The organism is Caulobacter sp. DMC95 (assembly GCF_056313785.1).
The window spans coordinates 548,336-571,318 of sequence record NZ_JBQUZP010000002.1 but is presented as its reverse complement, the minus strand read 5'-3'; the positions used below and the strand labels follow the sequence as shown (position 1 = coordinate 571,318).

17 protein-coding genes are annotated in these 22,983 nt (G+C 67.1%); 8 read left to right on the top strand and 9 right to left on the bottom strand.

Features of this window, described 5'->3' with window-relative positions; translation table 11 throughout:
* The first annotated feature begins 88 nt into the window (after positions 1-88).
* From ACT53N_RS06680 to lpxK, 5 genes are read left to right on the top strand one after another with little or no spacing between them, the layout of a single operon-like run.
* Complete coding sequence (locus tag ACT53N_RS06680; RefSeq protein WP_476063162.1) at positions 89-1,912, top strand: ABC transporter ATP-binding protein; 1,824 nt, start codon at positions 89-91, stop codon at positions 1,910-1,912.
* Positions 1,909-2,625 carry a lysophospholipid acyltransferase family protein gene (locus ACT53N_RS06675; RefSeq protein WP_476063161.1) on the top strand — a complete coding sequence of 239 codons (717 nt, stop codon included), beginning with the start codon at positions 1,909-1,911 and terminating at the stop codon, positions 2,623-2,625. The genes ACT53N_RS06680 and ACT53N_RS06675 overlap by 4 nt, the downstream gene beginning before the upstream one ends.
* A gap of 31 nt (positions 2,626-2,656) precedes the next feature.
* A complete protein-coding gene (locus tag ACT53N_RS06670) occupies positions 2,657-3,664 on the top strand; it encodes a cation diffusion facilitator family transporter (protein WP_476063160.1) in 1,008 nt (335 codons plus the stop codon).
* Complete coding sequence (locus tag ACT53N_RS06665; RefSeq protein ID WP_476063159.1) at positions 3,634-4,914, top strand: 3-deoxy-D-manno-octulosonic acid transferase; 1,281 nt, start codon at positions 3,634-3,636, stop codon at positions 4,912-4,914. The genes ACT53N_RS06670 and ACT53N_RS06665 overlap by 31 nt, the downstream gene beginning before the upstream one ends.
* Positions 4,911-5,918: a tetraacyldisaccharide 4'-kinase gene (gene lpxK / locus ACT53N_RS06660; RefSeq protein WP_476063158.1), complete on the top strand. Its 1,008-nt coding sequence runs from the start codon at positions 4,911-4,913 to the stop codon at positions 5,916-5,918. The genes ACT53N_RS06665 and lpxK overlap by 4 nt, the downstream gene beginning before the upstream one ends.
* A 36-nt stretch (positions 5,919-5,954) precedes the next feature.
* On the opposite strand, the gene ACT53N_RS06655 is transcribed toward lpxK, so the two are convergent.
* The 9 genes from ACT53N_RS06655 to ACT53N_RS06615 all read right to left on the bottom strand — a co-directional run bounded on the left by ACT53N_RS06655 (position 5,955) and on the right by ACT53N_RS06615 (position 16,660).
* Positions 5,955-7,244: a metal-dependent hydrolase family protein gene (locus tag ACT53N_RS06655; RefSeq protein WP_476063157.1), complete on the bottom strand. Its 1,290-nt coding sequence runs from the start codon at positions 7,242-7,244 to the stop codon at positions 5,955-5,957.
* Positions 7,245-7,248: 4 nt separating this feature from the next.
* Positions 7,249-8,331 (bottom strand): phosphotransferase family protein, encoded by a 1,083-nt coding sequence (locus ACT53N_RS06650; RefSeq protein WP_476063156.1) that lies wholly within the window; start codon positions 8,329-8,331, stop codon positions 7,249-7,251.
* Positions 8,332-8,408: 77 nt separating this feature from the next.
* Complete coding sequence (purD, locus tag ACT53N_RS06645) at positions 8,409-9,692, bottom strand: phosphoribosylamine--glycine ligase (protein WP_476063155.1); 1,284 nt, start codon at positions 9,690-9,692, stop codon at positions 8,409-8,411.
* 355 nt (positions 9,693-10,047) lie between these two features.
* The gene (phoB, locus tag ACT53N_RS06640) at positions 10,048-10,740 is read right to left on the bottom strand and encodes a phosphate regulon transcriptional regulator PhoB (protein WP_010918183.1); all 693 of its coding nucleotides are present in this window, start codon (positions 10,738-10,740) and stop codon (positions 10,048-10,050) included.
* A 20-nt stretch (positions 10,741-10,760) separates the two neighbouring features.
* Positions 10,761-11,453 (bottom strand): phosphate signaling complex protein PhoU, encoded by a 693-nt coding sequence (gene phoU, locus ACT53N_RS06635; RefSeq protein WP_010918182.1) that lies wholly within the window; start codon positions 11,451-11,453, stop codon positions 10,761-10,763.
* A gap of 20 nt (positions 11,454-11,473) precedes the next feature.
* Positions 11,474-12,307 (bottom strand): phosphate ABC transporter ATP-binding protein PstB, encoded by an 834-nt coding sequence (gene pstB, locus ACT53N_RS06630; protein WP_476063154.1) that lies wholly within the window; start codon positions 12,305-12,307, stop codon positions 11,474-11,476.
* A 59-nt stretch (positions 12,308-12,366) separates the two neighbouring features.
* Positions 12,367-13,662 (bottom strand): phosphate ABC transporter permease PstA, encoded by a 1,296-nt coding sequence (gene pstA / locus ACT53N_RS06625; RefSeq protein ID WP_476063153.1) that lies wholly within the window; start codon positions 13,660-13,662, stop codon positions 12,367-12,369.
* Complete coding sequence (pstC, locus tag ACT53N_RS06620; RefSeq protein ID WP_476063152.1) at positions 13,655-15,088, bottom strand: phosphate ABC transporter permease subunit PstC; 1,434 nt, start codon at positions 15,086-15,088, stop codon at positions 13,655-13,657. The genes pstA and pstC overlap by 8 nt, the downstream gene beginning before the upstream one ends.
* 162 nt (positions 15,089-15,250) lie before the next feature.
* Positions 15,251-16,660 (bottom strand): sensor histidine kinase, encoded by a 1,410-nt coding sequence (locus ACT53N_RS06615; RefSeq protein WP_476063151.1) that lies wholly within the window; start codon positions 16,658-16,660, stop codon positions 15,251-15,253.
* A gap of 162 nt (positions 16,661-16,822) precedes the next feature.
* On the opposite strand from ACT53N_RS06615, the gene ACT53N_RS06610 reads away from it, so the two are divergent.
* The 3 genes from ACT53N_RS06610 to ACT53N_RS06600 all read left to right on the top strand — a co-directional run bounded on the left by ACT53N_RS06610 (position 16,823) and on the right by ACT53N_RS06600 (position 22,953).
* A complete protein-coding gene (locus tag ACT53N_RS06610; RefSeq protein ID WP_476063150.1) occupies positions 16,823-20,080 on the top strand; it encodes an autotransporter outer membrane beta-barrel domain-containing protein in 3,258 nt (1,085 codons plus the stop codon).
* Positions 20,081-20,341: 261 nt separating this feature from the next.
* Positions 20,342-21,877 (top strand): OprO/OprP family phosphate-selective porin, encoded by a 1,536-nt coding sequence (locus ACT53N_RS06605; protein ID WP_476063149.1) that lies wholly within the window; start codon positions 20,342-20,344, stop codon positions 21,875-21,877.
* Between the two features lie 26 nt (positions 21,878-21,903).
* The gene (locus ACT53N_RS06600) at positions 21,904-22,953 is read left to right on the top strand and encodes a sulfate ABC transporter substrate-binding protein (RefSeq protein ID WP_476063148.1); all 1,050 of its coding nucleotides are present in this window, start codon (positions 21,904-21,906) and stop codon (positions 22,951-22,953) included.
* Positions 22,954-22,983: the final 30 nt, after the last annotated feature.

The following is a 22,983-nucleotide window of genomic DNA, read 5'->3' as shown; positions in this document are numbered from 1 at the left end:
GACGATCCGCCTTCAGAGCGTCGCTTTTCGCCGCCATTGCGTCCCACGCGTCCTTGACAGCCTCCTCCCGAAATCCGACCCCTCGCCCATGACCGCACAGGATCCTCCGCAGCCCTCGAACCGCGCCCTGATGGGCCGGATGTGGCGCGAGTTCCTCCAGCCCCGCTGGAAGGGCTTTCTGGTCTCGATGATCAGCGCCGTGATCGTGGCGCGGCTGACAGTGATGCTGGGCGAATATGTCGAGCCGGCCGTCGATCAGCTGATCGCCCATCCCAAGCCGGGCGCCCTGATCTGGGTGCCGCTGACCATCGCCGCCCTCGCGGTCGCGCGGGGCGTCTTCCAGGTGATCCAGGCCAGCCTGATCAACCGCATCGGCAACGGCGTGGTCGGCGACATGCAGACGCGCCTGTTCGGTCGCCTGATCCGGGCGGATTTGGCCCGCCTGCGCGGCGCGCATTCGGGCTCCTATGTGGCCTCGGTGCTCTACGACGCCGGCCTGATCCGCGAGGCGGCGACCACCGGCGTCATCAACTATGTCCGCGAAGCCCTGATCGTCGCCATCACCCTGTGGGCGCTGTTCAACAGCGATCCGATCCTGGCCGCCGGCGTGCTGATCATCGTGCCGGGCGTCAGCGGCGTGATCCGTCACTTTTCCAAGCGCACGACCAAAGCCGCCAAGGGCGCCATGGGCGAGACCTCGAACCTCTCCACCGCGATCATGGAGAGCCTGGACGGGGTCAAGATCGTCAAGATGGAGAACCGCGAGGCCTACGAGGAGGCCCGCGTCGCCGCCGTGGTCGAGCGCCGCCAGCGGCACTTAATCAAGGGCAGCAACGCTCGCGCCATGGCCGCTCCGGCGACCGAGCTGTTCTCGCAGCTGGTTATCGCCGCCGTCTTCGCCTACGCCGGCTGGCGGGCGATCACCGGCGCGCTGGTCGTCGGCCCCTTCACTCTGCCGCCGATCACGCCCGGCGGTTTCCTCAAGTTCGTGATCCTGCTGGGCATCGCGGCCCAGTCTCTGCGCCAGGTCGCCAACTTGCAGACCGTGTTCAGCGAGGGCCTGACCGCCGCCCGCCGCCTGTTCGAGGCGCTCGATGTGGCCCCAACCATCGTCGATCCCGCCGACGCCAAGGCGCTGCCGCCAGGCGAGAGCATGATCGCCCTGGCCGACGTGACCTTCTCGTACGGCGCGGACGTTCCGGCCCTGTCGAACGTCAATCTGCAGGCGCGCAAGGGAGAGACGGTAGCCCTGGTCGGCCCCTCGGGCGGCGGCAAGAGCTCGATCCTGAACCTGATCCCGCGCTTCTACGACGTGAACGCAGGCGCGGTGACCATCGACGGCCACGACGTGCGTTCTGTGACCCTGGCCTCGCTGCGCGACCGCATCGCCCTGGTGACCCAGGAGCCGTTCCTGTTCGATGACAGCATCCGCGCCAACATCGCCTACGCCCGTCCCGGCGCCAGCCAGCTGGAGATCGAGGGCGCCGCCCGCCAGGCCGCAGCTCACGACTTCATCCTGGCCCTGCCAGAGGGCTATGACACACCTGTCGGCGAAGCCGGCGCCCGCCTGTCGGGTGGCCAGCGCCAGCGCATCGCCATCGCCCGCGCCTTTTTGAAGGACGCCCCGATCCTGCTGCTCGACGAAGCGACCAGTGCGCTCGACACCGAGAGCGAGGCCCAGGTCCAGGCCGCGCTGGAGCGCCTGATGGCGGGGCGCACGACCATCCTGATCGCTCACCGCCTGTCGACGGTGAAGAACGCCGGTCGCATCTATGTGATCGACAAGGGACGGGTCGTGGAGACGGGCTCGCATGCCGAACTGGTCCGCGCCGGCGGCCTCTATGCCCGCCTCGCCAAGGCCCAGGATCTGGACCACCCGGCGCCCGGCCACGACGGGGAGATCACGGCGTGAGACCGCTCCGTTCGCCCTGGGTGATGGGCGCGCTGACCCGCGTCTTCTCGGGCTACATCGCGCTGACCTACAAGACCCTGCGCTGGACGCGCGAGGGCCAAGAGATCGCCGACCGCGTTCAGGCCGAGGCCCTGGCCAGCGGAAGCGGCGCGATCCTGGCGTTGTGGCACTCGCGGGTCCCCGTGGGGCCGGCGACCTGGCCGCAAGGACCAGACAAGCCGGAGATCCGGGTTCTGGTCAGCCAGTCGCGCGACGGCGAGTTCATCGCTCGGGTGATCGCGCGCCTGGGCCTGCCGTCGATCCGAGGCTCGTCCCTGAAGAAGACCGCCGACACCAGCAAGAACAAGGGCGGCGAGCAGGCCTTCCGCGACATGGTAAAGTGGGTGAAGGACGGCGGGGCCATGGCCATTACGCCCGACGGCCCAAGAGGTCCCGTCGAGGTCATGCAGAAGGGCGCGGTCGCCCTGGCCCGGGTCAGCGGCGCGCCGGTGCTGTTCGTCGGCGTCGCGGTCAATCCCTGCATCCGCCTGAAGACCTGGGACCGCACCATCATTCCCCTGCCCTTCGCCAAGGCGGCGATGGTCTGGGACGGCCCGGTTCACGCGGGTCGAGACGATGACCCCGACGTTTTGGTCGAGACGTGGGGCGCGCGGCTGAGCGCCGTTTCGCGACGCGCGGAAGCTATTGTCGGCGAAGCCGCGCCCAAAGATTGATCCTCGCCCGCCTTGGTGGGATGTAAGCCCCATGCCTCACGACGCCCACGGACACGCTCACGATCATGGCCACAGTCATGGCCACCATGGTCATGACCACGCGCATGAGCATGGGCATCATCACCACGGCCATGGGCATCACGGCCACCATCATCACGCCCCCAAGGACTTCGGCCGAGCGTTCGCGATCGGCACGGCGCTGAACCTAGGCTTCGTCGTGGTCGAGGCCGGCGCGGGCATTTTCACCCATTCGCTGGCGCTGCTGGCCGACGCCGGTCACAACCTCTCAGACGTTCTGGGCCTGCTGATGGCGTGGGGCGCGACGATCCTGGCCAAGCGCGCACCCAGCGCGCGGCGCACCTATGGCCTGCGCAAGGGCACGATCCTCGCCTCGCTGGCCAACGCCGCCCTGCTGCTGGTGGCGGTGGGCGCCATCGCCTGGGAGGCCATTCGTCGCTTCGCCGCGCCTCAACCCATCGAGACCGGCCCGGTGATGATCGTCGCCGCCATTGGCATCCTCATCAACACCGCTACGGCGCTGATGTTCATGAAGGGCTCGAAGGAGGATCTGAACGTCCGGGGGGCTTTCCTCCACATGGCGGCCGACGCCGCCGTCTCGGCCGGGGTGGTGATCGCGGCCCTGGCCATGACCTTCACCGGCTGGCTGTGGCTGGACCCCGTGGTGAGCCTCGTCATCGTGGCGGTGATCGTGCTAGGCACCTGGGGCCTGCTGCGCGACTCTCTGGACTTAGCCCTCGACGCGACGCCGCGCGGTATCGACACCCATGCCGTCCGCGAGTGGCTGGTCGCCCGCCCCGGCGTCAGCGAGGTGCATGACCTGCACATCTGGGCGATGAGTACGACCGAAACGGCCCTGACCGCCCACGTCGTTCGCCCGCTCGACGCCGACCACGACGCGTTCCTGCACGACGCCTGCGCCGGACTGGCCAGCCAGTTCAATATCGGCCACGTGACCATCCAGGTGGAAAGCGGCCACGGCGGGCATGCGTGCCGCCTCGCGCCGGCGGACGTCGTGTGATCCGGCCCGACGCGCTGAACCTCTACCGGGCCGCCACGGGCCTGCTCGAACCGGTCGCCCCGGCCCTGCTGAGCCACCGCGCCCGCAGGGGCAAGGAGGATCCCGCCCGTCTGGCCGAACGACTGGCGCGGGCCGATACGACGCTGCGGCCTGACGGCCCGCTCGTCTGGCTGCACGGCGCCAGCGTCGGCGAAAGCCTTTCGATCCTGCCGTTGGTCGAACGTCTGCGCGCCGAGAAGCCCAAGGTCACCGTGCTGGTGACGTCCGGCACCACCACCTCGGCCGCCCTCCTGGCCAAGCGCCTGCCGCCCGGCGCCATCCACCAGTACGCGCCCATCGATGCGCCCGGCGCCGCCAGACGCTTCATCGCGCGGTGGAAACCTGACCTCGCCGTCTTCGTCGAGAGCGAGCTGTGGCCAAATCTGTTGCTGGAGGCCAAGGCGGCCGGGACGCGCCTCGCGCTGGTCTCCGCCAAGCTGTCGGATCGCAGCTTCGCCAGTTGGTCCACGCGTCCGCAGGCCGCGCATCGGCTGCTATCGGTCTTCGACCTGATCCTGGCCCAGGACGCCCGCGCCCATCAGCGTTTCGAAAGTCTAGGCGGCAAGGTCGCGGGCGAGGCCGACCTGAAGTTTGGCGCTGCGCCGCTGCCTGTTGATCCAGCGACCCTGACGATCGAGCAGGAGCGGTTCCCGACCGCGCCCTGGCTGATCGCCAGCACGCACCCCGGCGAAGACGAGATCACGCTGGACGCCATCGCCGCCCTGCCGCATCGCCCCCCCGTGATCCTGGCGCCACGGCACGTTGAGCGAGGCTCCGCCATCGTAGCCCAGGCCCAAGCGCGGGGCCTGTCGGCGTCGCTTCGCAGTCAGTCGCCCGGACAGCCCGCCGACGTGGTGGTCGCCGACACCCTGGGCGAAATGGGCCTGTGGTTCCGCTTGGCGCGCACCAGCGTGATCGCCGGTAGCCTCGTTCCCGACATCGGCGGTCACAATCCGCTGGAAGCCGCGCGGCTGGACTGCCCGGCGATCAGCGGTCCCTTTGTCGAGAACTGGACCTCGGCCTATGCAGGTCTCGAAGCGGTCGCCGGCGTGGTCATGACCGGGCCAGGCGACCTAGCCACGGCCATCGCGGCCGATCTGGCCGATCCTGACGCAGCGAAGGCGCGCGCGACCCGCGCCCGCGACTTCGTCGATCGTCGCGACCGCGAGGCGCGCGATGGTCTCTCCCGCATCCTAGAGCTGGCGCCATGAAACTCGGCACGCCACGCTGGTGGTACGTCAAGAGCGGCGCGCCTGCGCCGATCGCCCGCGCGCTGCTGACGCCGCTGTCCTGGCTGTGGGCCGGGGCCACCCGCCGCCGCATCGCCCGCGCTACGCCGGCGATCGTCGGCGCGCCGGTGATCTGTGTGGGCAATGTCACCATGGGCGGCGCCGGCAAGACGCCGATCGTGCGGGAACTGCTGCTGACCCTGACCCAGCGGGGCGTCGCCGCCCATGGCCTGTCGCGCGGCTATGGCGGCAAGCTCAAGGGGCCAGTACAGGTCGACACCGCTCGCCACACCGCCGCCGATGTCGGCGACGAGCCGCTGATGCTGGCGCAGGATTTCCCGATGTGGATCGCCGCCGACCGCGTCGCCGGCGCCAAGGCGGCGGTTCGGACCGGCGCGCAGACGATCGTTATGGACGACGGTCACCAGAACCCCAGCATCAGGAAGGCGCTGTCGCTGGTCGTGGTCGACGGCGAGACGCGGGGCGGCGAATGGCCGTTCGGCGATGGTCGGGTGTTCCCCGCCGGACCAATGCGCGAACCGCTAAAGGTCGGCCTGTCCCGTGCGGATGCGGTGATCGTGTTACTGCCCGTCGAGATGGAGCAGCCGGACATCGAGCTCCTGACCGCGTTGGGCGACATCCCCGTGCTGGTCGCTCGACTGGAAGCCGCAGCGCCGGTCCCAAAGGGGCCGCAGGTGGGCTTCGCGGGCATCGCCAAGCCCTGGAAGGTCGAGAAGGCCCTGACCGCCGCCGGCTGTCAGCTGGTCGACTTCGCGCCGTTTCCTGACCACGGCGCCTATAGCGAAGCGACGCTCGCTTTCCTGGAAGACCGCGCCAAGGTCTATGATGCGGGGCTGGTGACGACCGAAAAGGACTGGGTCCGACTTCCCCCGGCCTGGCGCGACAAGGTCACGCCCTGGCCGGTGCGCGCCCGGTTCGATGACCCGGAGGCGCTGGACAAACTGCTCAACAGCATCGGTCTGTAGGGAGCCAAACCCTCCCCCTCGAGGGGGAGGATCGGACTACTTGTAGACCACGCCGCCCTTGATGACCGCAGTCACGCGCTCAAGCTCGGTCACGTCCTTCAGCGGATCGCCCTTCACTGCAATCAGATCGGCGGCCTTGCCGGGCGTCAGGCTGCCGATCTCGCTGCTGAGCGAGAAGTGATCGGCGGCGTTGACAGTGGCGGTCTGGATGGCCTCCAGCGGGGTCAGGCCCGCCTTGACCAGCAGGGCGAACTCACCGGCGTTGTCGCCGTGGGCGGAAACGCCGCTGTCGGTGCCGAAGGCGATCTTGACGCCGCCGGCGTGAGCGCGGCGAACCATGTCCAGCATCTTTGGCCCCGCCTCAAGCGCCTTGGCCGTCTGGGCGGGGGTGAAGTAGTTGTTCGGCCCCAAGGCGATGCGGGTGACGAAATCGCCGGCCATCAGGGTGGGCACCAGATAGCCGCCGGACTTCTTCAGCAAGGCGATGCCTTCGTTGTCGAGATAGGTGCCGTGCTCGATCGAGTCCCCGCCCGCCTTGAGGAAGGCGTTGATGCCGTCGCCGCCGTGGGCGTGGGCGGTCACCTTTCGGCCCATGCTGTGCGCAGCCTCGACGATCGCGGCCAGTTCGGCGTCAGAAAACTGCTTGGCCAGACCCGCAGCGGTGTTGGACAGCACGCCGCCCGTCGCCGTGATCTTGATGAGGTCGGCGCCCAGCCAGATCTGCTCGCGCACGGCGCGGCGACAGTCATCCGCGCCCGAGCAGACCGATTCCGGCCGCAAGGCGTGCATGACGTCCTCGCTGTAGCCGTTGATGTCGCCATGGCCGCCATGGACGGAGATCGACGAGCCCGACGCCAGGATGCGGGGCCCGGGCACATCACCGCGCCTGACGCCTTCGCGCAGGGCGAAGATCGCCTGGCTGTGGGCGCCCAGATTGGCCACGGTTGTAAACCCGGCCATCAGGGTCTTACGAGCGAAGCCGGCTCCGACCATGGCGCTGTCGGACGGCGACTGCGTTACCGCCTGAAGCCGTCCGTTCGGGTTCTGCTGGCCGGTCAGGTGGACGTGGCTATCGATCAGGCCAGGCAGCACGAAGCTGTCTTTCAGGTCGACGACCTTGCCGGCAGGCTCGGCGACATAGCCGTCGAGGACGCGCGTCACCTTGCCGTTCTCGAGGACCAGGGTCTTGGCGGTCTCGACCTTGCCCGTCGCGGGATCGGCGAGCAGGCGTCCCGCCTGGACGAACGTCGCCTGAGCGTTGGCCGCGCCGGCCAGCGCGCTCGTCACAACCAGGGCGCATGCGCCCGCCATCAGTTTCCGCATCACGTCCTTACGCCCCCGCTTTGCGCGCGAAGTCCCAGGCCCCCTTGGCCAGGACCGGCACGCGCGCCTCCATCAACTGCGCGTGAGCGCTGGCGGCGGTTCCGTCACGGACGCGGCCGACGATGCCCTGGCAGATGCCGGCCAGTCTGAAGAGGTTGTAGCTGAAATACCAGTCGAGTTCCGGCAAACCGTCGCGACCGGTGGCCTTGCAGTAGCGGGCCACGGCCTCAGGGATCGTCGGGATCCCGTAGGCGGTCAGATCGTCGATGCCCGACAAGCCGCCGCGCTGGTCGGACGGCATCACCCAGTTCATCAGGAAATAGCTGAAGTCGGCCAGTGGATTGCCCAGAGTCGACAGCTCCCAGTCCAGAACCGCGATCACGCGCGAGTCCGTCGGGTGTAGGATCATGTTGTCGAGGCGATAGTCGCCGTGGACGATCGAGGTCTGGTCGTCCGCCGGTACGGTGGCGGGCAGCCATTCCATCAGGCGGTCCATCTCCTCGATGGTCTTGGTTTCGCTGGCCTTATATTGCTTGGTCCAGCGGTCGATCTGGCGCGCGAAATAGTTGCCGGGCTTGCCGTAGTCGGCAAGGCCGACGGCCGCGTAGTCGACATTGTGCAGAGCCGCGAGCGTGTCGATCTGGGCCTCGTAGATGGCCCGCCGCTCAGCCGGCTGATAGTCGGGCAGCGTGCCGTCCCAGAGGATCCGTCCCTCGACGTTCTCCATCACGTAGAAGATCGTGCCGATAACGTCCTCGTCCATGCACAGCGCATAGGCCTTGGCGACGGGGAAGTCGGCCTTATTCAGACCCGAGATCACCTTGTACTCGCGGTCAACAGCGTGGGCGCTGGGCAGCAGCTTGCCGGGCGGCTTGCGGCGCAGGACATACTTTCTGGCCGGGGTGACCAGCTGGTAGGTCGGGTTGGACTGGCCGCCTTTGAACTGACGCACTTCCAACGGGCCGGCGTAGCCTTCCACATTAGCCTCGAGCCAGGCGGCCAGCTTGGCCTCATCGATGGCATGGCGGGGGTCGACGGGCTTGGTGCCGGAGTTCAGGTCCTGAGCGGACAGTTCGGCGGCTTCGGCCATGGCGCTTTCTCCCCAACGCTTGTTTGAATGGGGAGTTTAGAGACCACGTCGGCGGAGGCAAGCCTTCGCCTGCGGACTCAGGACTGGGAAAGCGCCCGCCAGCCGATATCGCATCGATAAAAGCCGCCTTCCAGGCTGATGCTCTCCAGCGCCGAATAGGCGGCCTCACGCGCCTCCGCCAGGGTCTCACCTAGGGCGCACACATTCAGCACCCGGCCGCCAGAAGCCACCAGCCGCCCCTCAAACTCGCGCGTCGTGCCGGCGTGGAACACCACGACACCGTCCCCGAAGTCGGCGTCGGCGCCCTGGATGCGGCCGCCGGTCTTGGGCGCGTCGGGATAGCCCTCGGCGGCCAGCACCACGCAGATAGCGGCCTCCCCGCGCCACTTGGGCGGTTCAGCCGAGGCCAGCTCGCCCTTCGCCGCCGCCAGCAGGATCGGTACGATGTCGCTCTCCAGACGCAGCATCAGGGTCTGGCACTCGGGATCGCCGAAGCGGGCGTTGTACTCGACGAGCTTCGGGCCCGTCGGGGTCAGCATCAGGCCAGCATAGAGCACGCCGATATACGGGTTGCCCTCGGTCGCCATGCCCTCGACGGTAGGAACGATCAGCTCGCGCCAGGCCTGCTCGATCAGGTCCTTCGTCAGCACCGGGGGCGGGGAGTAGGTGCCCATGCCGCCGGTGTTGGGACCCTTGTCACCGTCATAGGCGCGCTTGTGGTCCCGGGCCGCGCCGAACAGCACCGCTGTCTTGCCGTCGCAGATCGCGAACAGCGAAGCTTCCTCACCGTGCATGAACTCCTCGATCACCACCCGCGCGCCGGCCGAGCCGAAGCGGCCGCCCAGCATGTCGAGCACGGCCGCATCGGCCTCGGCACGCGTCCCGGCGATGACCACGCCTTTGCCCGCCGCCAGGCCGTCGGCCTTGATCACGAACGGCGCGTCCAGCGTATCGAGGAAGGCCCCCGCTGAAGCCGCGTCCTCGAACACGCCGTAGGCCGCCGTCGGCAGCCCGTGGCGCTGGCAGAAGTCCTTGGTGAAGGCTTTGGAAGTCTCCAGCTGAGCCGCGCGCTGGCTACCGCCGAAGCAGGGAATGCCGACCACGGCCAGCTTGTCAGCGAGGCCGACCTCCAGCGCCGATTCCGGGCCGACCACCACGAGGTCGGCGCCGATCTCCTGGGCTAGGGCGACGAGGCCGTTGGCGTCGGTCGCCTTGACAGAGCGCAGCTCGGCCACGGCCTCGACGCCCGGATTGCCCGGCGCCGCGACAAGACGCCCGCAAAGCGGCGACTGGGCGATCTTCCAGGCCAGGGCGTGCTCGCGCCCGCCGGACCCGACGAGGAGAATGGTCAGCTTTTCCATGAGCGCGGGGTGTCGCTTGGTAAGCTCCGGCGGTCAAGTCGTCGTCTCGCCCCGAGGGCCCTCCATTCGCCCCCGTACGATGGCGAGAAGGCGATCATCCCGGCTCCCTGGTCGCCATGGACAAGCTCTTCTCCCCGACCCTGGCCTTACACATCGGCTGCGGCTTCGCCTTGGTCGCTGTTGGCCTGATTCCGATGCTGACCCGCAAGGGTTCCCGGCTGCACCGCCTGTCGGGGCGGATCTTCGTCGCCTTGATGAGCGTGCGGCGCGGAGGTCGTGACCAGCCGCACCTATCGGCGGGAGCTGCTGGAGCGGCTGGGACTTTGAGGCCCGCAGCTTCGCCAACGAGCGCCCTCTAGGCCGCGTCCATATCCAGCGAATAACCCGCCGATCGCACGGTGCGGATGGGATCGGCGTCAGTCGTCCCGTTCAAAGCCTTGCGCAGACGGCCGATGTGGACATCGACGGTACGCGCCTCGACATAGACGTCCGAACCCCAGACTGCGTCTAGCAGCTGCTCGCGGCTGAAAACCCGTCCCGGATGCTGCATCAGATAGTCGAGCAGACGGAACTCGGTCGGACCAAGGTGGATCTCTTTGCCGCTGCGCTTCACGCGGTGGGCGACGCGGTCGATGATGATGTCGCCGACCGTGATGCGGTCGTCGGCCAGGCCCGGGCGGATGCGGCGCAGCACCGCGCGGACGCGAGCTGTCAGCTCGACCATCGAGAAGGGCTTGACCACATAGTCGTCCGCGCCCGTGTCGAGGCCCCGAATACGATCGGTTTCTTCGCCGCGCGCCGTCAGCATGATGATCGGCACGTTGCGCGTCTCGGCCCGGCCGCGCAGGCGACGGCAGACCTCGATGCCCGAGACTTTGGGCAGCATCCAGTCGAGGATCACCAGGTCCGGGGCCCGCTCGTTGGCCATGATCAGGGCTTCTTCGCCGTCGCCAGCGACGCCGACGCGGTAGCCCTCCTTGTCGAGATTGTAGTGCAGCAGGGTGGCCAGGGCGTCTTCGTCTTCGACCACCAGAACGTAGGGAGTCACTTCAGGCCGCCTTTTCCAGACTACTGCGAGAGCACGTCAAGCTTGGGACGTTGCGAGGTCAGCTCCTCGCCCGTCAGCTCGAAGTGGATGATTTCGGCGATGTTGGTGGCGTGGTCGCCGATCCGCTCGAGGTTCTTGGCCACGAAGAGCAGGTGCGTGCACGCGTTGATCGTACGCGGATCGCCCATCATGTAGGTGAGCAGCTCGCGGAAGATGGCGTTGTAGTGCTCGTCCACCTCTTCGTCCCGGCTCCAGACGCCGATGGCGCGCTGCAGGTCCGAGGTCGTGTAGGCGTCGAGCACGTCTTTCAGACGGCCCTGGACCAGCTTGCCCATCCGTTCGATCGACCGGGTCAGGGCGCTCATCGGATCAGCTTCGGTCAGGATCAGCGCACGCTTGCCAATGTTCTTGGCCATGTCGCCACAGCGCTCGAGGCTCATGGAGATCTTGAGCGCAGCCACCGCATGGCGCAGGTCCACCGCCATCGGCTGGCGCAGCGCGATGAGGCGGAAGGCCTTGCGCTCGATCTCCGACTGCAGCGTGTCGAGACGCTCGTCGCCCGCCACCACAGCCTGGGCCAGCGGCCCGTCGCGACGGGCGATGGCGGCGATGCAGTCGGCGACCTGGCTCTCGGCGATGCCGCCCATGCGGGTGACTTCGGCCGTCAGGTGGGCCAGCTCTTCGCCGTAGGATTTGACGGTATGTTCGGTCATGTCAGCTTCCTCCCGCGCGCTTAGCCGAAGCGGCCGGTGATGTAGTCCTGGGTGCGGCTGTCGCGAGGGTTTGTGAACATCTCCTCGGTCGGGCCGCTCTCGACCAGCTTGCCGAGGTGGAAGAACGCCGTGCGCTGCGAAACCCGGGCGGCCTGGGCCATCGAGTGGGTGACGATGACGATGCAGAACTGGCTGCGCAGCTCGTCGATCAGCTCTTCGATCTTGGCGGTCGCGATCGGGTCAAGAGCCGAGCAGGGCTCGTCCATCAGGATCACTTCCGGCGAAACCGCGATGGCGCGGGCGATGACCAGGCGCTGCTGCTGACCGCCCGAGAGGCCGGTGCCAGGCTGATGCAGACGATCGGCGACTTCATTCCACAGACCAGCCTTCTTGAGGCTGCTCTCGACGATGGCTTCCAACTCCGCCTTGCCCGTCGCCAGTCCGTGAATGCGCGGACCGTAGGCGACGTTCTCGAAGATCGTCTTCGGGAAGGGATTGGGCTTCTGGAACACCATGCCGACGCGCGAGCGCAGCACCACCGGGTCGACGCTCTTGGCGTTGACGTCAGCGCCGTCGATCTCGATCGAGCCCTCGACGCGCGCCGACGGGATCGTGTCGTTCATGCGGTTGATGCAGCGCAGGAAGGTCGACTTGCCACAGCCCGACGGGCCGATGAAGGCGGTGACCGACTTGGCCGGGATGTCGAGGTCGACGTCGAACAGGGCCTGTTTGTCGCCATAGAAAACCTTGACGCCACGCGCCTTGATCTTCGGATCAGCGCTCGCCGGAGCGGCGGGGACCGCGCCGGAGGTCAGCGGCGCGCGGGTGGAGTCGTCGGGGCTTTGGACGGTCATGGCGTGTCCCTGGAGGAGGGGCGAAGCAAGGGGGTTCAGGATCGAGGTCATGGACGGTCTCACCAGCGGCGCTCGAAGCGGCGGCGCAGGATCACGGCCGCGGCGTTCATGACGATCATGAAGACGAGAAGGACGATAATCGCTGCGGCGGTGCGCTCATGGAAGGCGCGTTCCGATGCGTTCTCCCAGATGAACACCTGCACCGGCAGCACCGTGGCGGCGCTGGTGAAGCCCTCCGGAACGCCTGGCACGAACGAGACCATGCCGATCATCAGCAACGGAGCGGTCTCGCCGAGAGCGTGGGCCAGCGACAGGATGGCGCCGGTCATCACGCCGGGCATGGCCAGCGGCAGCACGTGGTGGAACACCGTTTGGGTCTTGCTCGCGCCGACGCCCAGGGCGGCCTCCCGGATCGACGGCGGCACAGCCTTCAGCGCCGAGCGGGTGGCGATGATCACTGTGGGCAGGGCCATAAGCGCCAGCACCAGGCCGCCGACCAGCGGCGAGCCGCGCGGCACGTTCAGCCAGTTGATGAACAGCGCGAGACCCAGCAGGCCGTAGACGATCGAGGGCACGGCCGCGAGGTTGTTGATGTTGACCTCGATGATGTCGGTCCAGCGGTTCTTCGGCGCGAACTCTTCCAGGTAGACGGCGGCCATAACACCGACCGGCACCGAGATCAGGGCAGTGATCAGCAGCATCATGGCCGACCCGACCACCGCGCCCAACACCCCGGCCTGCTCTGGCTCAGTCGAGTCGGAGTGGGTGAAGAAACCGACATTGAAGCCCGAGGTAATCGCGCCGTCCTTCTTCAACTTGTCGAGCCAGTCCAGCTGCTGGTTGTCGAGCTTGCGATCCGCCTCATCGGTCGAGCGCTTGAGCTCGCCCTTGAAATAGAGGTCGGCGTCCGCCTTCAGCGGGCCGGTGAGCGTGATCGTCTGGCCGATAAGCTTCTGGTCAGCCTTCAGCTTGTTCAAGATCTGGAAGCCGAAGTCCCGCGAAACCAGGTCCTGGACCTTGAGCGAGACCGAGCCGAGATCGTCGTCCTGCACGCCCAGCTTCTTCATCACCGCCTCGGCGACAATGTAGTCGTAGTTGACGCCGGTCAGGTCGGACGTGTCGATCCGGTCCGGGTTCAGATAGACCGGCACGGACAAGGTGTGGGTCTCGAAGGTCGAGTAGCCCTGGGTCACGATCCGGCCAACCAGCACCACCAGGAAGATCATCGCGACGATGATCGCGGCGACCCCTTGCGCCTTGAACAGGCGCTCGGCGCGGTGGCGCTTCTTCAGGCGGGCGTCGGCGGCCGAGAGGGCCGGGCGCGGGGCGGCCGCGCCGAGGGTCGCGTCAGTCATATTGTTCCCGGTACTTCTGGACGATGCGCAGGGCGACGATGTTCAGCGTCAGGGTCACCACGAAGAGGGTCAGACCCAGGCCGAAGGCCGACAGCGTCTTGGGGCTGTCGAATTCCTGGTCGCCGGTGAGCAAGGTGACGATCTGGACGGTGACCGTGGTCACGGTGTCGAGCGGGTTGGCGGTGAGCTTGGCCTGCAGGCCGGCGGCCATGGTCACGATCATGGTTTCACCGACCGCCCGCGACACGGCCAGCAGCATGGCGGCCATGATGCCGGGCAGAGCGGCCGGCAGAACGACCTTCTTGACCGTTTCCGACTTCGTGGCGCCCATCGCGTAGCTGCCGTCACGCAAGCTCTGCGGCACGGCGTTGATGATGTCGTCCGACAGAGACGACACGAACGGGATCAGCATGATCCCCATCACCACACCGGCGACCAGCGCCATCTGGTTCTGGACTTCCATCAGATAGGTGGCCAACGGCCCCGGCGGCAGCGCCGCGCCGATGGCGTTGAAGCCGGCGCGGAACAACGGACCGACGGTCAGGGCTGCGAAGAAGCCGTAAACGACGGTCGGCACGCCGGCCAGAATCTCGAGCAGCGGCTTGACGACCCCGCGCACGGTGCGCCCGGCGTACTCCGACAGATAGATCGCTGAGTAGAGACCGATCGGAGCCGCCACCAGCATGGCGATCAGCATGATCAGGAAGGTGCCGGCGAACAGCGGCACCGCGCCGAAAGCTCCCGCCGAGGCGACCTGGTCGGCGCGCATGGCGATCTGTGGGCTCCACTCGGTTCCAAGCAGGAACGAAAGCGGGCTCACGCTCTGGAAGAAGCGCCAGCTTTCCCAGACCAGCGACATCACAATGCCCAAGGTGGTGAGCACCGCCGCGACAGAACAGGCGATCAGCAGTGCGCTGGTCCAGCCTTCGACGCGATTGCGGGCGCGAAACTCGGGGTTGATGCGCGGAAAAGCCAGCAGAAAGCCCGCCAGAGCCAGAACGCCGACGCCGGCCAGCATGCCCGTATTCAGCACCGTCTCGATCCGCCGGGCTTCGGCGACCTTGGCGTCGAGAGCGACCTTCAGTTCGCCCTCATAGGTGACTTCCGACGGCGCTTTCTTGGCAGCGATCGCGCGGGCGTCACTGTAGAAGACCGCCTGACGATCAGCCTCCAGCGCCTGTACGGCGGCGGGCCGCGTCGATTGCAGGATGGCGTCCTCAGCGCGGCCGCCGAACATCACGCCCAACAGCAGCAACAGAGCCGCCGGAATGCCGGCCCACAACGCCACGTAGGCGCCGTAGTAGTCCGGCAGGGAGTGAAGGACGCGTGCGCGCCCGTCGGCGGTTTTGGCGGCGCGACGGCGGCCGGCCACGAAGGCCGCGCCGGAGAACAGCGCCAGGACGAGAAGCGAGAGCCAGGTCAGCATGCGTGAGGCTAATCTTGCGCGAGTTGTCGAGAGCCGCGCAGGATCGCGGGCCCTCCCCCGGCCCGTCTATGCCGGTCCGGCGCCGCGCTTATGCGACACTTACATGACAGTTTGACGACAACGCCCGAAGCGCCGACGACTCTCTGGGGTGAAACACCGCTTTCAGGCGTCGACAGCCGTCATCGCATTGGCGGTGGCTTCGGCTTTAGCCATCGGCAGATAGACGCCGAAAGTCGCCCCTTGGCCCTGAACGCTCTCGACCGTCAGGCCGCCGCGATGGCGGTTCATGATGTGCTTGACGATCGCCAGCCCCAGGCCCGTTCCTGACCTGTCGCCGCTCTTCTGGCCCTCGACGCGATAAAACCGCTCGGTCAGGCGTGGCAGGTGTTCGCGCGCCAATCCGGGACCACGATCGGTGACGCGAAGCACCGCATAGCGCTCGGCCGGATCATGATCCGGCGTCAGCAACGACATCCTTGAGGCCGCCGGATCGCGCGGCGCGGAGGCCGCCTCAACCGCCAAGCTGGGAAACACCTCGACCCGCACCACGCCCTCGCGCGGCGTATACTTGATGGCGTTGTCGACCAAGTTCTGGATGACCTGGATGATCTGGTCGCGGTCACCCTCGACCACGGCGCCGCCGCGCGGCGGCAACACCGGATCAAACGTCACCGCCTTGTCGCGGGCCTGCGGACCAAGCGCGTCGATCACGTCGATCACGGCCATGGCCAGATCGACGCGGCCTAACGGCGCGATGTGTTCGTTCAGCTCAATTCGCGAGAGACTCATCAGGTCGTCAATCAAGCGCGACATGCGCTCGGCCTGGGCCAGCATGATGGCCAGGAACTTGTCGCGCGCGCCGGGGTCGTCCTTGGCATGGCCGCGCAAGGTTTCGATGAAACCTGACAATGACGCGAGCGGCGTTCTCAATTCATGACTGGCGCTGGCCAGGAAGTCGGCGCGCGTGCGCTCGCTCCGGCGCGCGTCGGTCTCGTCCCGCAAGGCCAGAAGGGCGAGGCGGGAGCGGCCGATCGTCTCCTTGAGCGGACGGGCGTAGGCTAGCCACGAGCGTCCCTGGACGCCGCCCGTTTCAAACTCGGCCATGCCCTCGATCCCGCCGAACAACGCCTCGTCGACAGCCTCCAGCACCCGCGGATGTCGCACGGCCGTCACAAGCAGCGCGCCATCGTGCTGGATCTTGAACAGCTCCCGCGCCGCGGCGTTGGCGAACAAGAAACGACGTCCCGTAAGGTCATCGGCTTCTTCGGCGGCGATCACCATCAGCGGGTCGGGCAGGCGATCCAGAATCGCGGCGAACGGCGGCGGCTCGACAGATTTGGCGGCCGGTTGGGCCAGCGCGCTGGGCGCGACGCCTGCGGGCTCGATCTCGCTGCGGCGGTTCAGCAGAACGCCCGCGCCTACGACCGCCAGGGCGGCGAGAACCGCAGGCAGGGGTTCGGCGAAACCGCCGGCGGCCAGGCCCAGCAGGGCTGCTGGTCCAAGCAAAACAGGCCAGAGCGCTCGCTTCGATACGCGCTGAGGACCGGCCTGGGGCGTTTTCGCCAGCGACATCGTGGGCTTCACCGATTCAAGCGAGAGGCGATTCGACGAAGCAGATATGGCGCCCCGCCAAGCCATGCGATAGACGATTGACGCCCTAGTGCGCGTCGCGAGCGGAACTCACCGTATTTTCGCCGCATCGTGACCTGAATTAGTGGCCCGGGTTCTATCGAGGTGTCGTTCGTAATGCAGCGCAAGGTCCTGGTCGCGACGGTCGCGGCCGCTCCTCTCCTGGCCATCGGTTTCGCCGCCTCGGCCGAGACCCCGGTCTCCAACGCGCGCACGACGCCGATCGCCACCAGCACGGCGACCGGAACGGCTGCGGACGATATTCGCATCACCGCCGACGGCTCGATCAAGCCGACCACGGCCGGACCGATCGTGACCATCGACAGCAATCACAAGGTGACGAACCTCGGCACGCTGTCGACCACCGGCGTCAACGACGGCGTCGGCGTGCTGATCATCGGCGGCCGGACTGGCGGGCTGACCAACTCGGCCACGATTTCACTGCTTGAGGACTACACCGCCGCCGACAGCGACTCGGACGGCGACCTCGACGGCGTGTTCGCCCAAGGCGCCAACCGCTTCGGCGTTCGCCTGACCAACGCCGGGACCTTCACCGGCGACATCGTCAATGACGCAACCGGCCTCATCAGCATTGAGGGCAACAACTCCGCCGGCGTTCTGCTGGAAGGTCCCGTCATCGGGAACGTCACCAACCTCGGCTCGATCAGCGTCATCGGCGACAACGCCTATGGCGTGAGGATCGCCGCGCCCGTGACCGGCAAGGTGACGTTGGGCGGCCAGATCAACGTGCAAGGCGTGAACGCCGTCGCCGAGGCCGTAGACGCGAACATCACCGGCGCGCTCGTGCTGCAGGGCGCGGCTAGCGCCACAGGTTACCGCTATACGTCCCGCGCCTCGAGCGTGGACGCCTTGAACAAGCTGGACGCCGACGACCTGCTGCAGGGCGGGCCAGCCGTGCGCATCGCCGGCGATGTCACCGGCGGCGTATTGCTGCAAGGCCTGAACTACTCGTCCAAGGTCAACAGCGACGGAACCACCACGATCTCGACCGTGTCGTCGAGCAACACCGGGACGTCCAGCATCAACGTTTTCGGCGCGGCGCCGGCGTTGCAGATCGGCTCGGCCAGCCAGAACGTGACCCTGGGCGCGGTTGGAACCGGCGACAACGCCTACGGCCTGATCGCAAAGGGGGCCATCTCTGCGGCGGGCGTCTACAACGGCGTCTCGGCCACGGGCGTCTCCATCGGCGCCGGCGGCGGCCGCACGACCACCGTTTCAGGCGGCCTGCGGAACGACGGGCAGATCACCGCGACGGCCTACGAGGCGAGCGCGACGGCCTTGGCGCTGAATTCGGGCGCCAATGTCGCGGCGATCCTCAATCGCGGCGCAATGACCGCCAACAGCGCGTCGTACGCCGGATCCGGTGTCACCGCTGACGCCCGCGCTCTGGTGATCGCCGGCGGCGCTTCGGCCACCAGCTTCAGCAACACGGGAAGCATCACTGTTACGCGGACGGGCGAAACCGGCGATGCGATCGCCGTACTGGACCAGGCCGGAACGCTTCGCACCATCTCAAACACCGGCTCGATCCGGACGACGGTTTCCGCACCCGCATACAAGGCCGACGGCACGCTGGCGACCGTGACCGCCACGGGACGAACGATCGCGCTGGATCTGCGCGCCAACACCTCCGGCGTGACCTTCACCCAGTCGGGTCCGGCGGATTTCACCTCGACCAGCACCTTCCCCAGCACCGACACCACCACCAGCTCGAGCTCGACGTCGACCACGGTGGCGCCGTCCACCATCGGCGACGTGCTGTTCGGCGCGGGCGCCGACACTTTGAACCTCTGGAGCGGCACGCTGCTGGGCGAGATGTCGTTCGGCGCCGGCCAGGACCGCCTGTCGATCGATGGCGGCGGCGTCGCCGTCGGCAAGCTCTATGACAGCGATGGGAAGTTGGATCTGTCGATCGCCAATGGCAGCCTGGCCATCGCGAACAGCGACACCATCAATGTTAGCAGCGTGACCTTGGGCAGCAAGGCCAAGCTCCTGTTCTCCGCGGATCCGGCGGCGGGAACGAACACCAAGCTTGTCGTGTCGGGCGCCACCTCGATCGCCTCGGGCGCCGAACTGGGCATCCGCATGGCCAACCTGGTCAAGCAGCCGACCACCTTCACCGTCATTCAAGGCTCGAACATCAACGTCGGGACGATTGGCAATAGCCTGCTCGCCTCGTCGCCCTATCTTTACGTCGCCACCAGCCGCGCCGACGCCAACAATGTCTATATCGACGTGCGTCGCCGCTCCTCGGCGGAAATCGGCTTCAATCAAGCCGAAGCCTCGGCCTATGACGCCGTGTTCAGCGCGCTTGGCGCCGATACGACGCTGGCCGCGACCTTCTTGAACCAGACGACGCGCGATGGTTTCCGCGACCTCTACGACCAGATGCTGCCGGATCAGGGCGAAGGCCTCTTCGCGGCGCTGCAGACGGTCAATCAGCAGGTTTCCGCCGCCACCATGTTCCGTCCCGATCCGGGCGATCGCTATGGTCCCGATAGCGTTTGGGTGCAGGAGATCAACTCCCTGACCCGTCGCGACACCGACCAGACCCTCGGTTCCGACACCCAGGCCTTCGGCTTCGTGGGCGGCTACGAAGCGATGGGCGACGCCGGTGGCGCGCTGGGCCTGACGCTGGCCTATGTCAGCATCGAAGAACACGACACGGTCGCCAAGGTCGGCGAACAGACGACCGCCTCATTCGTTCAGAGCGGCGCCTATTGGCGGCGCTCGGTCGGCGGCTGGCGCTTCAACGCCGGCGGCGGCCTGGGCTACGCCTTCTTCCAGGGCGATCGTCGTTTCATCGCCCCGGACGCCAGCGGCGACGGCGTGGCGGACCTGCTCTTGCAGAACAGCGCCGACTGGAATGGCGTGACCGCCAACGCCTATGCCGGCATGGCTTACGAACAAAAGTTCGGCCGGTTCTTCGCTCGCCCAGAGGGTCGTCTCGACTATGTCTGGCTCCGCGAAGGCAAGCGCACCGAAAAGGGCGGCGGCGATGCGTTCGACCTGACCGTCGACAAGCGTACGTCCAACAATCTCAGCGGCGAGCTGGGCGTGGTGATGGGCGCGGACTTCGGCAAGCAGGTCTGGTGGCGCCCGGAAGTCCGCGTCGGCTATCGCCAGACGCTGGCCGGGTCGGTGGGCGACACCGTCGCGCGCTTCAAGGGCGGCAACGCCTTCTCGTTGGCGGCCATGGACGACAAGCAGGGCGCGCTCACCGCCGGCTTCGCTCTGCGAGCGGGCACGCCCATGTCGTACCTCGCCCTGGAGGGCGGCGTCGAAGCCGCCAAGAAGCAGAAGCGTTACAATCTGCGCCTCTCCGGCCGGGCGATGTTCTAACCGCGTCAAATCGTCCCAACACACCGTATTCGTTGGAGAGGCCGCTTCGGGAGACCGGGGCGGCCTTTTTCGTGAACGGCTTGTTAATGGCTTCAACCATTTGATTCCGTGGAAGATTCGCGGCCTTTTTCGCGACACTTCGCCGCGCCTCCAGAAAATCTCGGGGCCGGCTCCCTTAATCTCTATTCCCGAACTAGGAATAATCGTCTTCCTTGAGTTCGGCAGGTCGGCCCGCGCAGCGGCGCCGAGAGGGGACTAACGATGATCACCACCAAGACCGCCTTCCGCGCCGCCCTGATCGCTGGCGTTTCCCTGCTCGCAACCGCCGGCGCCGCTTCGGCTCAAACCGCCTCACCCGACGCCGCCGCGCGTATCGCCGCTTTGGAGGCGCAGCTCGAGGCCCTGCAGAAACAGGTTTCGGACCTGAAGGCCGCAACCGCCGCCAGCGTCAAGGACGTCCGGACCGCGCAAAGCGCGACGACCGTCAGCCTCGCCAACGCGCGTCCGACCTTCTCGACGGGCGACGGCGCGTTTTCCGCCTCGATCCGGGGCATCTTCCAGGCCGACGCTGCGCTCTACGACCAGAAGAGCGCAGGTCCGCTCAGCACGGACTTCCGCCGGGGCTCCTTCGGCGACGCCACCGAAAACGATCGCGCCCGTGATCTTTCGGACGGCGCGAACGTGCGCCGCGCCCGTCTGGGCATCGAGGGCAAGGCCTTCGGCGTCTTCGACTACAACATGATCTACGACTTTGGCGGTTCGGGCACGGAGGAGGCCGGCAAGATCTCTTCGGCCTGGGTGCAGTACAGCGGCTTGCCGCTCAAAATCCGCGCCGGCGTCTATGCGCCGGTGACCAGCCTTGAGGACGCGGCCAACAACACAGGCTCGCTGTTTGTCGAACGCGCCTCGGTCGCCGAGACCGTCCGCGGCGTCGCCGGAGGCGACGGCCGCGCAGCCATCGGCGTCTTGGGCAACGGCGATCGTTGGAATTTCTCGGCCGCCGTGACCGGCAACACCGTCACCACCCAGACCTTCGATGAGCAGTTGGGCTTCGTGGGGCGCTTCGCCTATGTGCCGCTGAAGGGCGACGGGTGGCTGGTCCATACCGGGGTTAACACCAACCTGGTCATCAGTCCCGCGAAGAGCGGACCGGACGTCGCGGCCACCGGCGGCGCGATCAGCAACCTTCGACTGCGCGACCGGCCGGAGCTTCGCGTCGATGGGACGCGGCTGATCGATACGGGCAACATCGACGCCGACGGCCTGACCGCCATCGGCTTGGAACTCGGCGCCCAGCGCAAAAACGTGTTTGTTCAGGCCGAGTACTTCGACATCCAGGTCAAGCGCCGCAACAGCACCTCGCCGGACCCGAAGTTCAACGGCTGGTACGTTCAAGCAGGCTGGACGCTGACGGGCGAACCCCGCCGCTACAGCACAGCAACCGCCGGCTTCGACGCGCCCCGTCCCGCGAAGCCCTTTGACCTGAAGAAGGGCAACTGGGGCGCGGTCGAACTGGCCGCGCGCTACTCAACCTTCGATCTCGACTACCTGGCGGGTCCGGGGGGCTCGGCCCCCGTCACGGGCGCCATCCGTGGCGGCGAGCAGAACATCCTGTCGCTGGGCGTGAACTGGTACCTCAATCCGGTTGTTTCGCTGTCTGCCGCCTACCGTAATGTCGAGGTCAAGCGCCTCTCGCCGGGCGGCACGGCCTTCGTCGCCGGCTCGACCCCTGTCGCCGGGGCGCAAGTCGGACAGGACCTCGATATCTGGTCTGTCCGAACACAATACGCGTTCTAACCCTTCACAAGCTCCGAGGACACTTCATGGCTCGTCACTCTGACAAACCCACACGTCGAGGTGTCCTCGGCGCCGCCACCGCCGGCCTTGGCGCGCTCGCCGCCCCCGCCGTGCTTGGCGGTGTCGCCCATGCCCAAGCCAAGCCTGTCACGCTGCTGAATGTCAGCTACGATCCGACGCGCGAACTCTACAAGGAGGTCAATGCGGCGTTCGCGGCGTATTGGAAGTCGCGTGTCGGCCAGACCCTGACCATCAACCAGAGTCACGGCGGCTCGGGCAAACAGGCCCGGTCGGTGATCGACGGCTTGCAGGCCGATGTCGTCACCTTGGCGCTGGCGTATGATATCGACGAGATCGCCGCCAAGGGTCGGCTGCTGCCCGCCAACTGGCAGTCACGCCTGCCGCAGAACTCCACGCCCTACACCTCGACGATCGTGTTCCTGGTGCGCAAGGGCAATCCCTGGAAGATTCGGGATTGGAGCGACCTGATCAAGCCGGGCATCGACGTGATCACGCCCAACCCCAAGACCTCGGGCGGCGCGCGCTGGAACTATCTGGCGGCCTGGGCCTGGGCCCTGAAGCAGCCCGGCGGCAATCCGGCCAAGGCCGAAGCGTACGTCAAGGCGCTGTTCGACCACGTGCCGATCCTGGACACCGGCGCGCGCGGCGCGACGACCACCTTCACCCAGCGCGGCATCGGCGACGTTCTGCTGGCTTGGGAGAACGAAGCCTACCTCGCGCAGGAGGAACTGCCGGGCAAGTTCGACATCGTCTATCCCTCCTTGTCGATCCTCGCCGAGCCGCCGGTCGCGCTGGTCGACAAGAACGTTGATCGCCGCAAGACGCGCACCGTGGCGGAGGGATATCTGAACTTCCTCTACAGCCCGCTGGCGCAGGAGCTCATCGGCAAGCACTACTACCGCCCGCGCAACGCGGCGGTCGCCGCCAAGTACGCCAGCCGTTTCAAGCAGATTCCGCTGGTGACGATCGACGACACCTTCGGGGGCTGGAAGAAGGCGCAAGCGACCCACTTCGCCGACGGCGGCGTCTTCGACCGGATCTACCAGCCCAAGTGACCAGTCTGAGGACTCATCCAGTCCGGGAAG

What these genes read in the sequence shown, in the direction of transcription:
- ACT53N_RS06670 (WP_476063160.1), top strand. Translation starts at nt 2,657, where the DNA reads ATGCCTCACGACGCCCACGGACACGCTCACGATCATGGCCACAGTCAT.
- purD (WP_476063155.1), bottom strand. Translation starts at nt 9,692, where the DNA reads ATGGAAAAGCTGACCATTCTCCTCGTCGGGTCCGGCGGGCGCGAGCAC.
- lpxK (WP_476063158.1), top strand. Translation starts at nt 4,911, where the DNA reads ATGAAACTCGGCACGCCACGCTGGTGGTACGTCAAGAGCGGCGCGCCT.
- pstB (WP_476063154.1), bottom strand. Translation starts at nt 12,307, where the DNA reads ATGACCGTCCAAAGCCCCGACGACTCCACCCGCGCGCCGCTGACCTCC.
- pstA (WP_476063153.1), bottom strand. Translation starts at nt 13,662, where the DNA reads ATGACTGACGCGACCCTCGGCGCGGCCGCCCCGCGCCCGGCCCTCTCG.
- phoU (WP_010918182.1), bottom strand. Translation starts at nt 11,453, where the DNA reads ATGACCGAACATACCGTCAAATCCTACGGCGAAGAGCTGGCCCACCTG.
- ACT53N_RS06615 (WP_476063151.1), bottom strand. Translation starts at nt 16,660, where the DNA reads ATGTCGCTGGCGAAAACGCCCCAGGCCGGTCCTCAGCGCGTATCGAAG.
- ACT53N_RS06605 (WP_476063149.1), top strand. Translation starts at nt 20,342, where the DNA reads ATGATCACCACCAAGACCGCCTTCCGCGCCGCCCTGATCGCTGGCGTT.
- ACT53N_RS06600 (WP_476063148.1), top strand. Translation starts at nt 21,904, where the DNA reads ATGGCTCGTCACTCTGACAAACCCACACGTCGAGGTGTCCTCGGCGCC.
- ACT53N_RS06650 (WP_476063156.1), bottom strand. Translation starts at nt 8,331, where the DNA reads ATGGCCGAAGCCGCCGAACTGTCCGCTCAGGACCTGAACTCCGGCACC.
- pstC (WP_476063152.1), bottom strand. Translation starts at nt 15,088, where the DNA reads ATGCTGACCTGGCTCTCGCTTCTCGTCCTGGCGCTGTTCTCCGGCGCG.
- ACT53N_RS06680 (WP_476063162.1), top strand. Translation starts at nt 89, where the DNA reads ATGACCGCACAGGATCCTCCGCAGCCCTCGAACCGCGCCCTGATGGGC.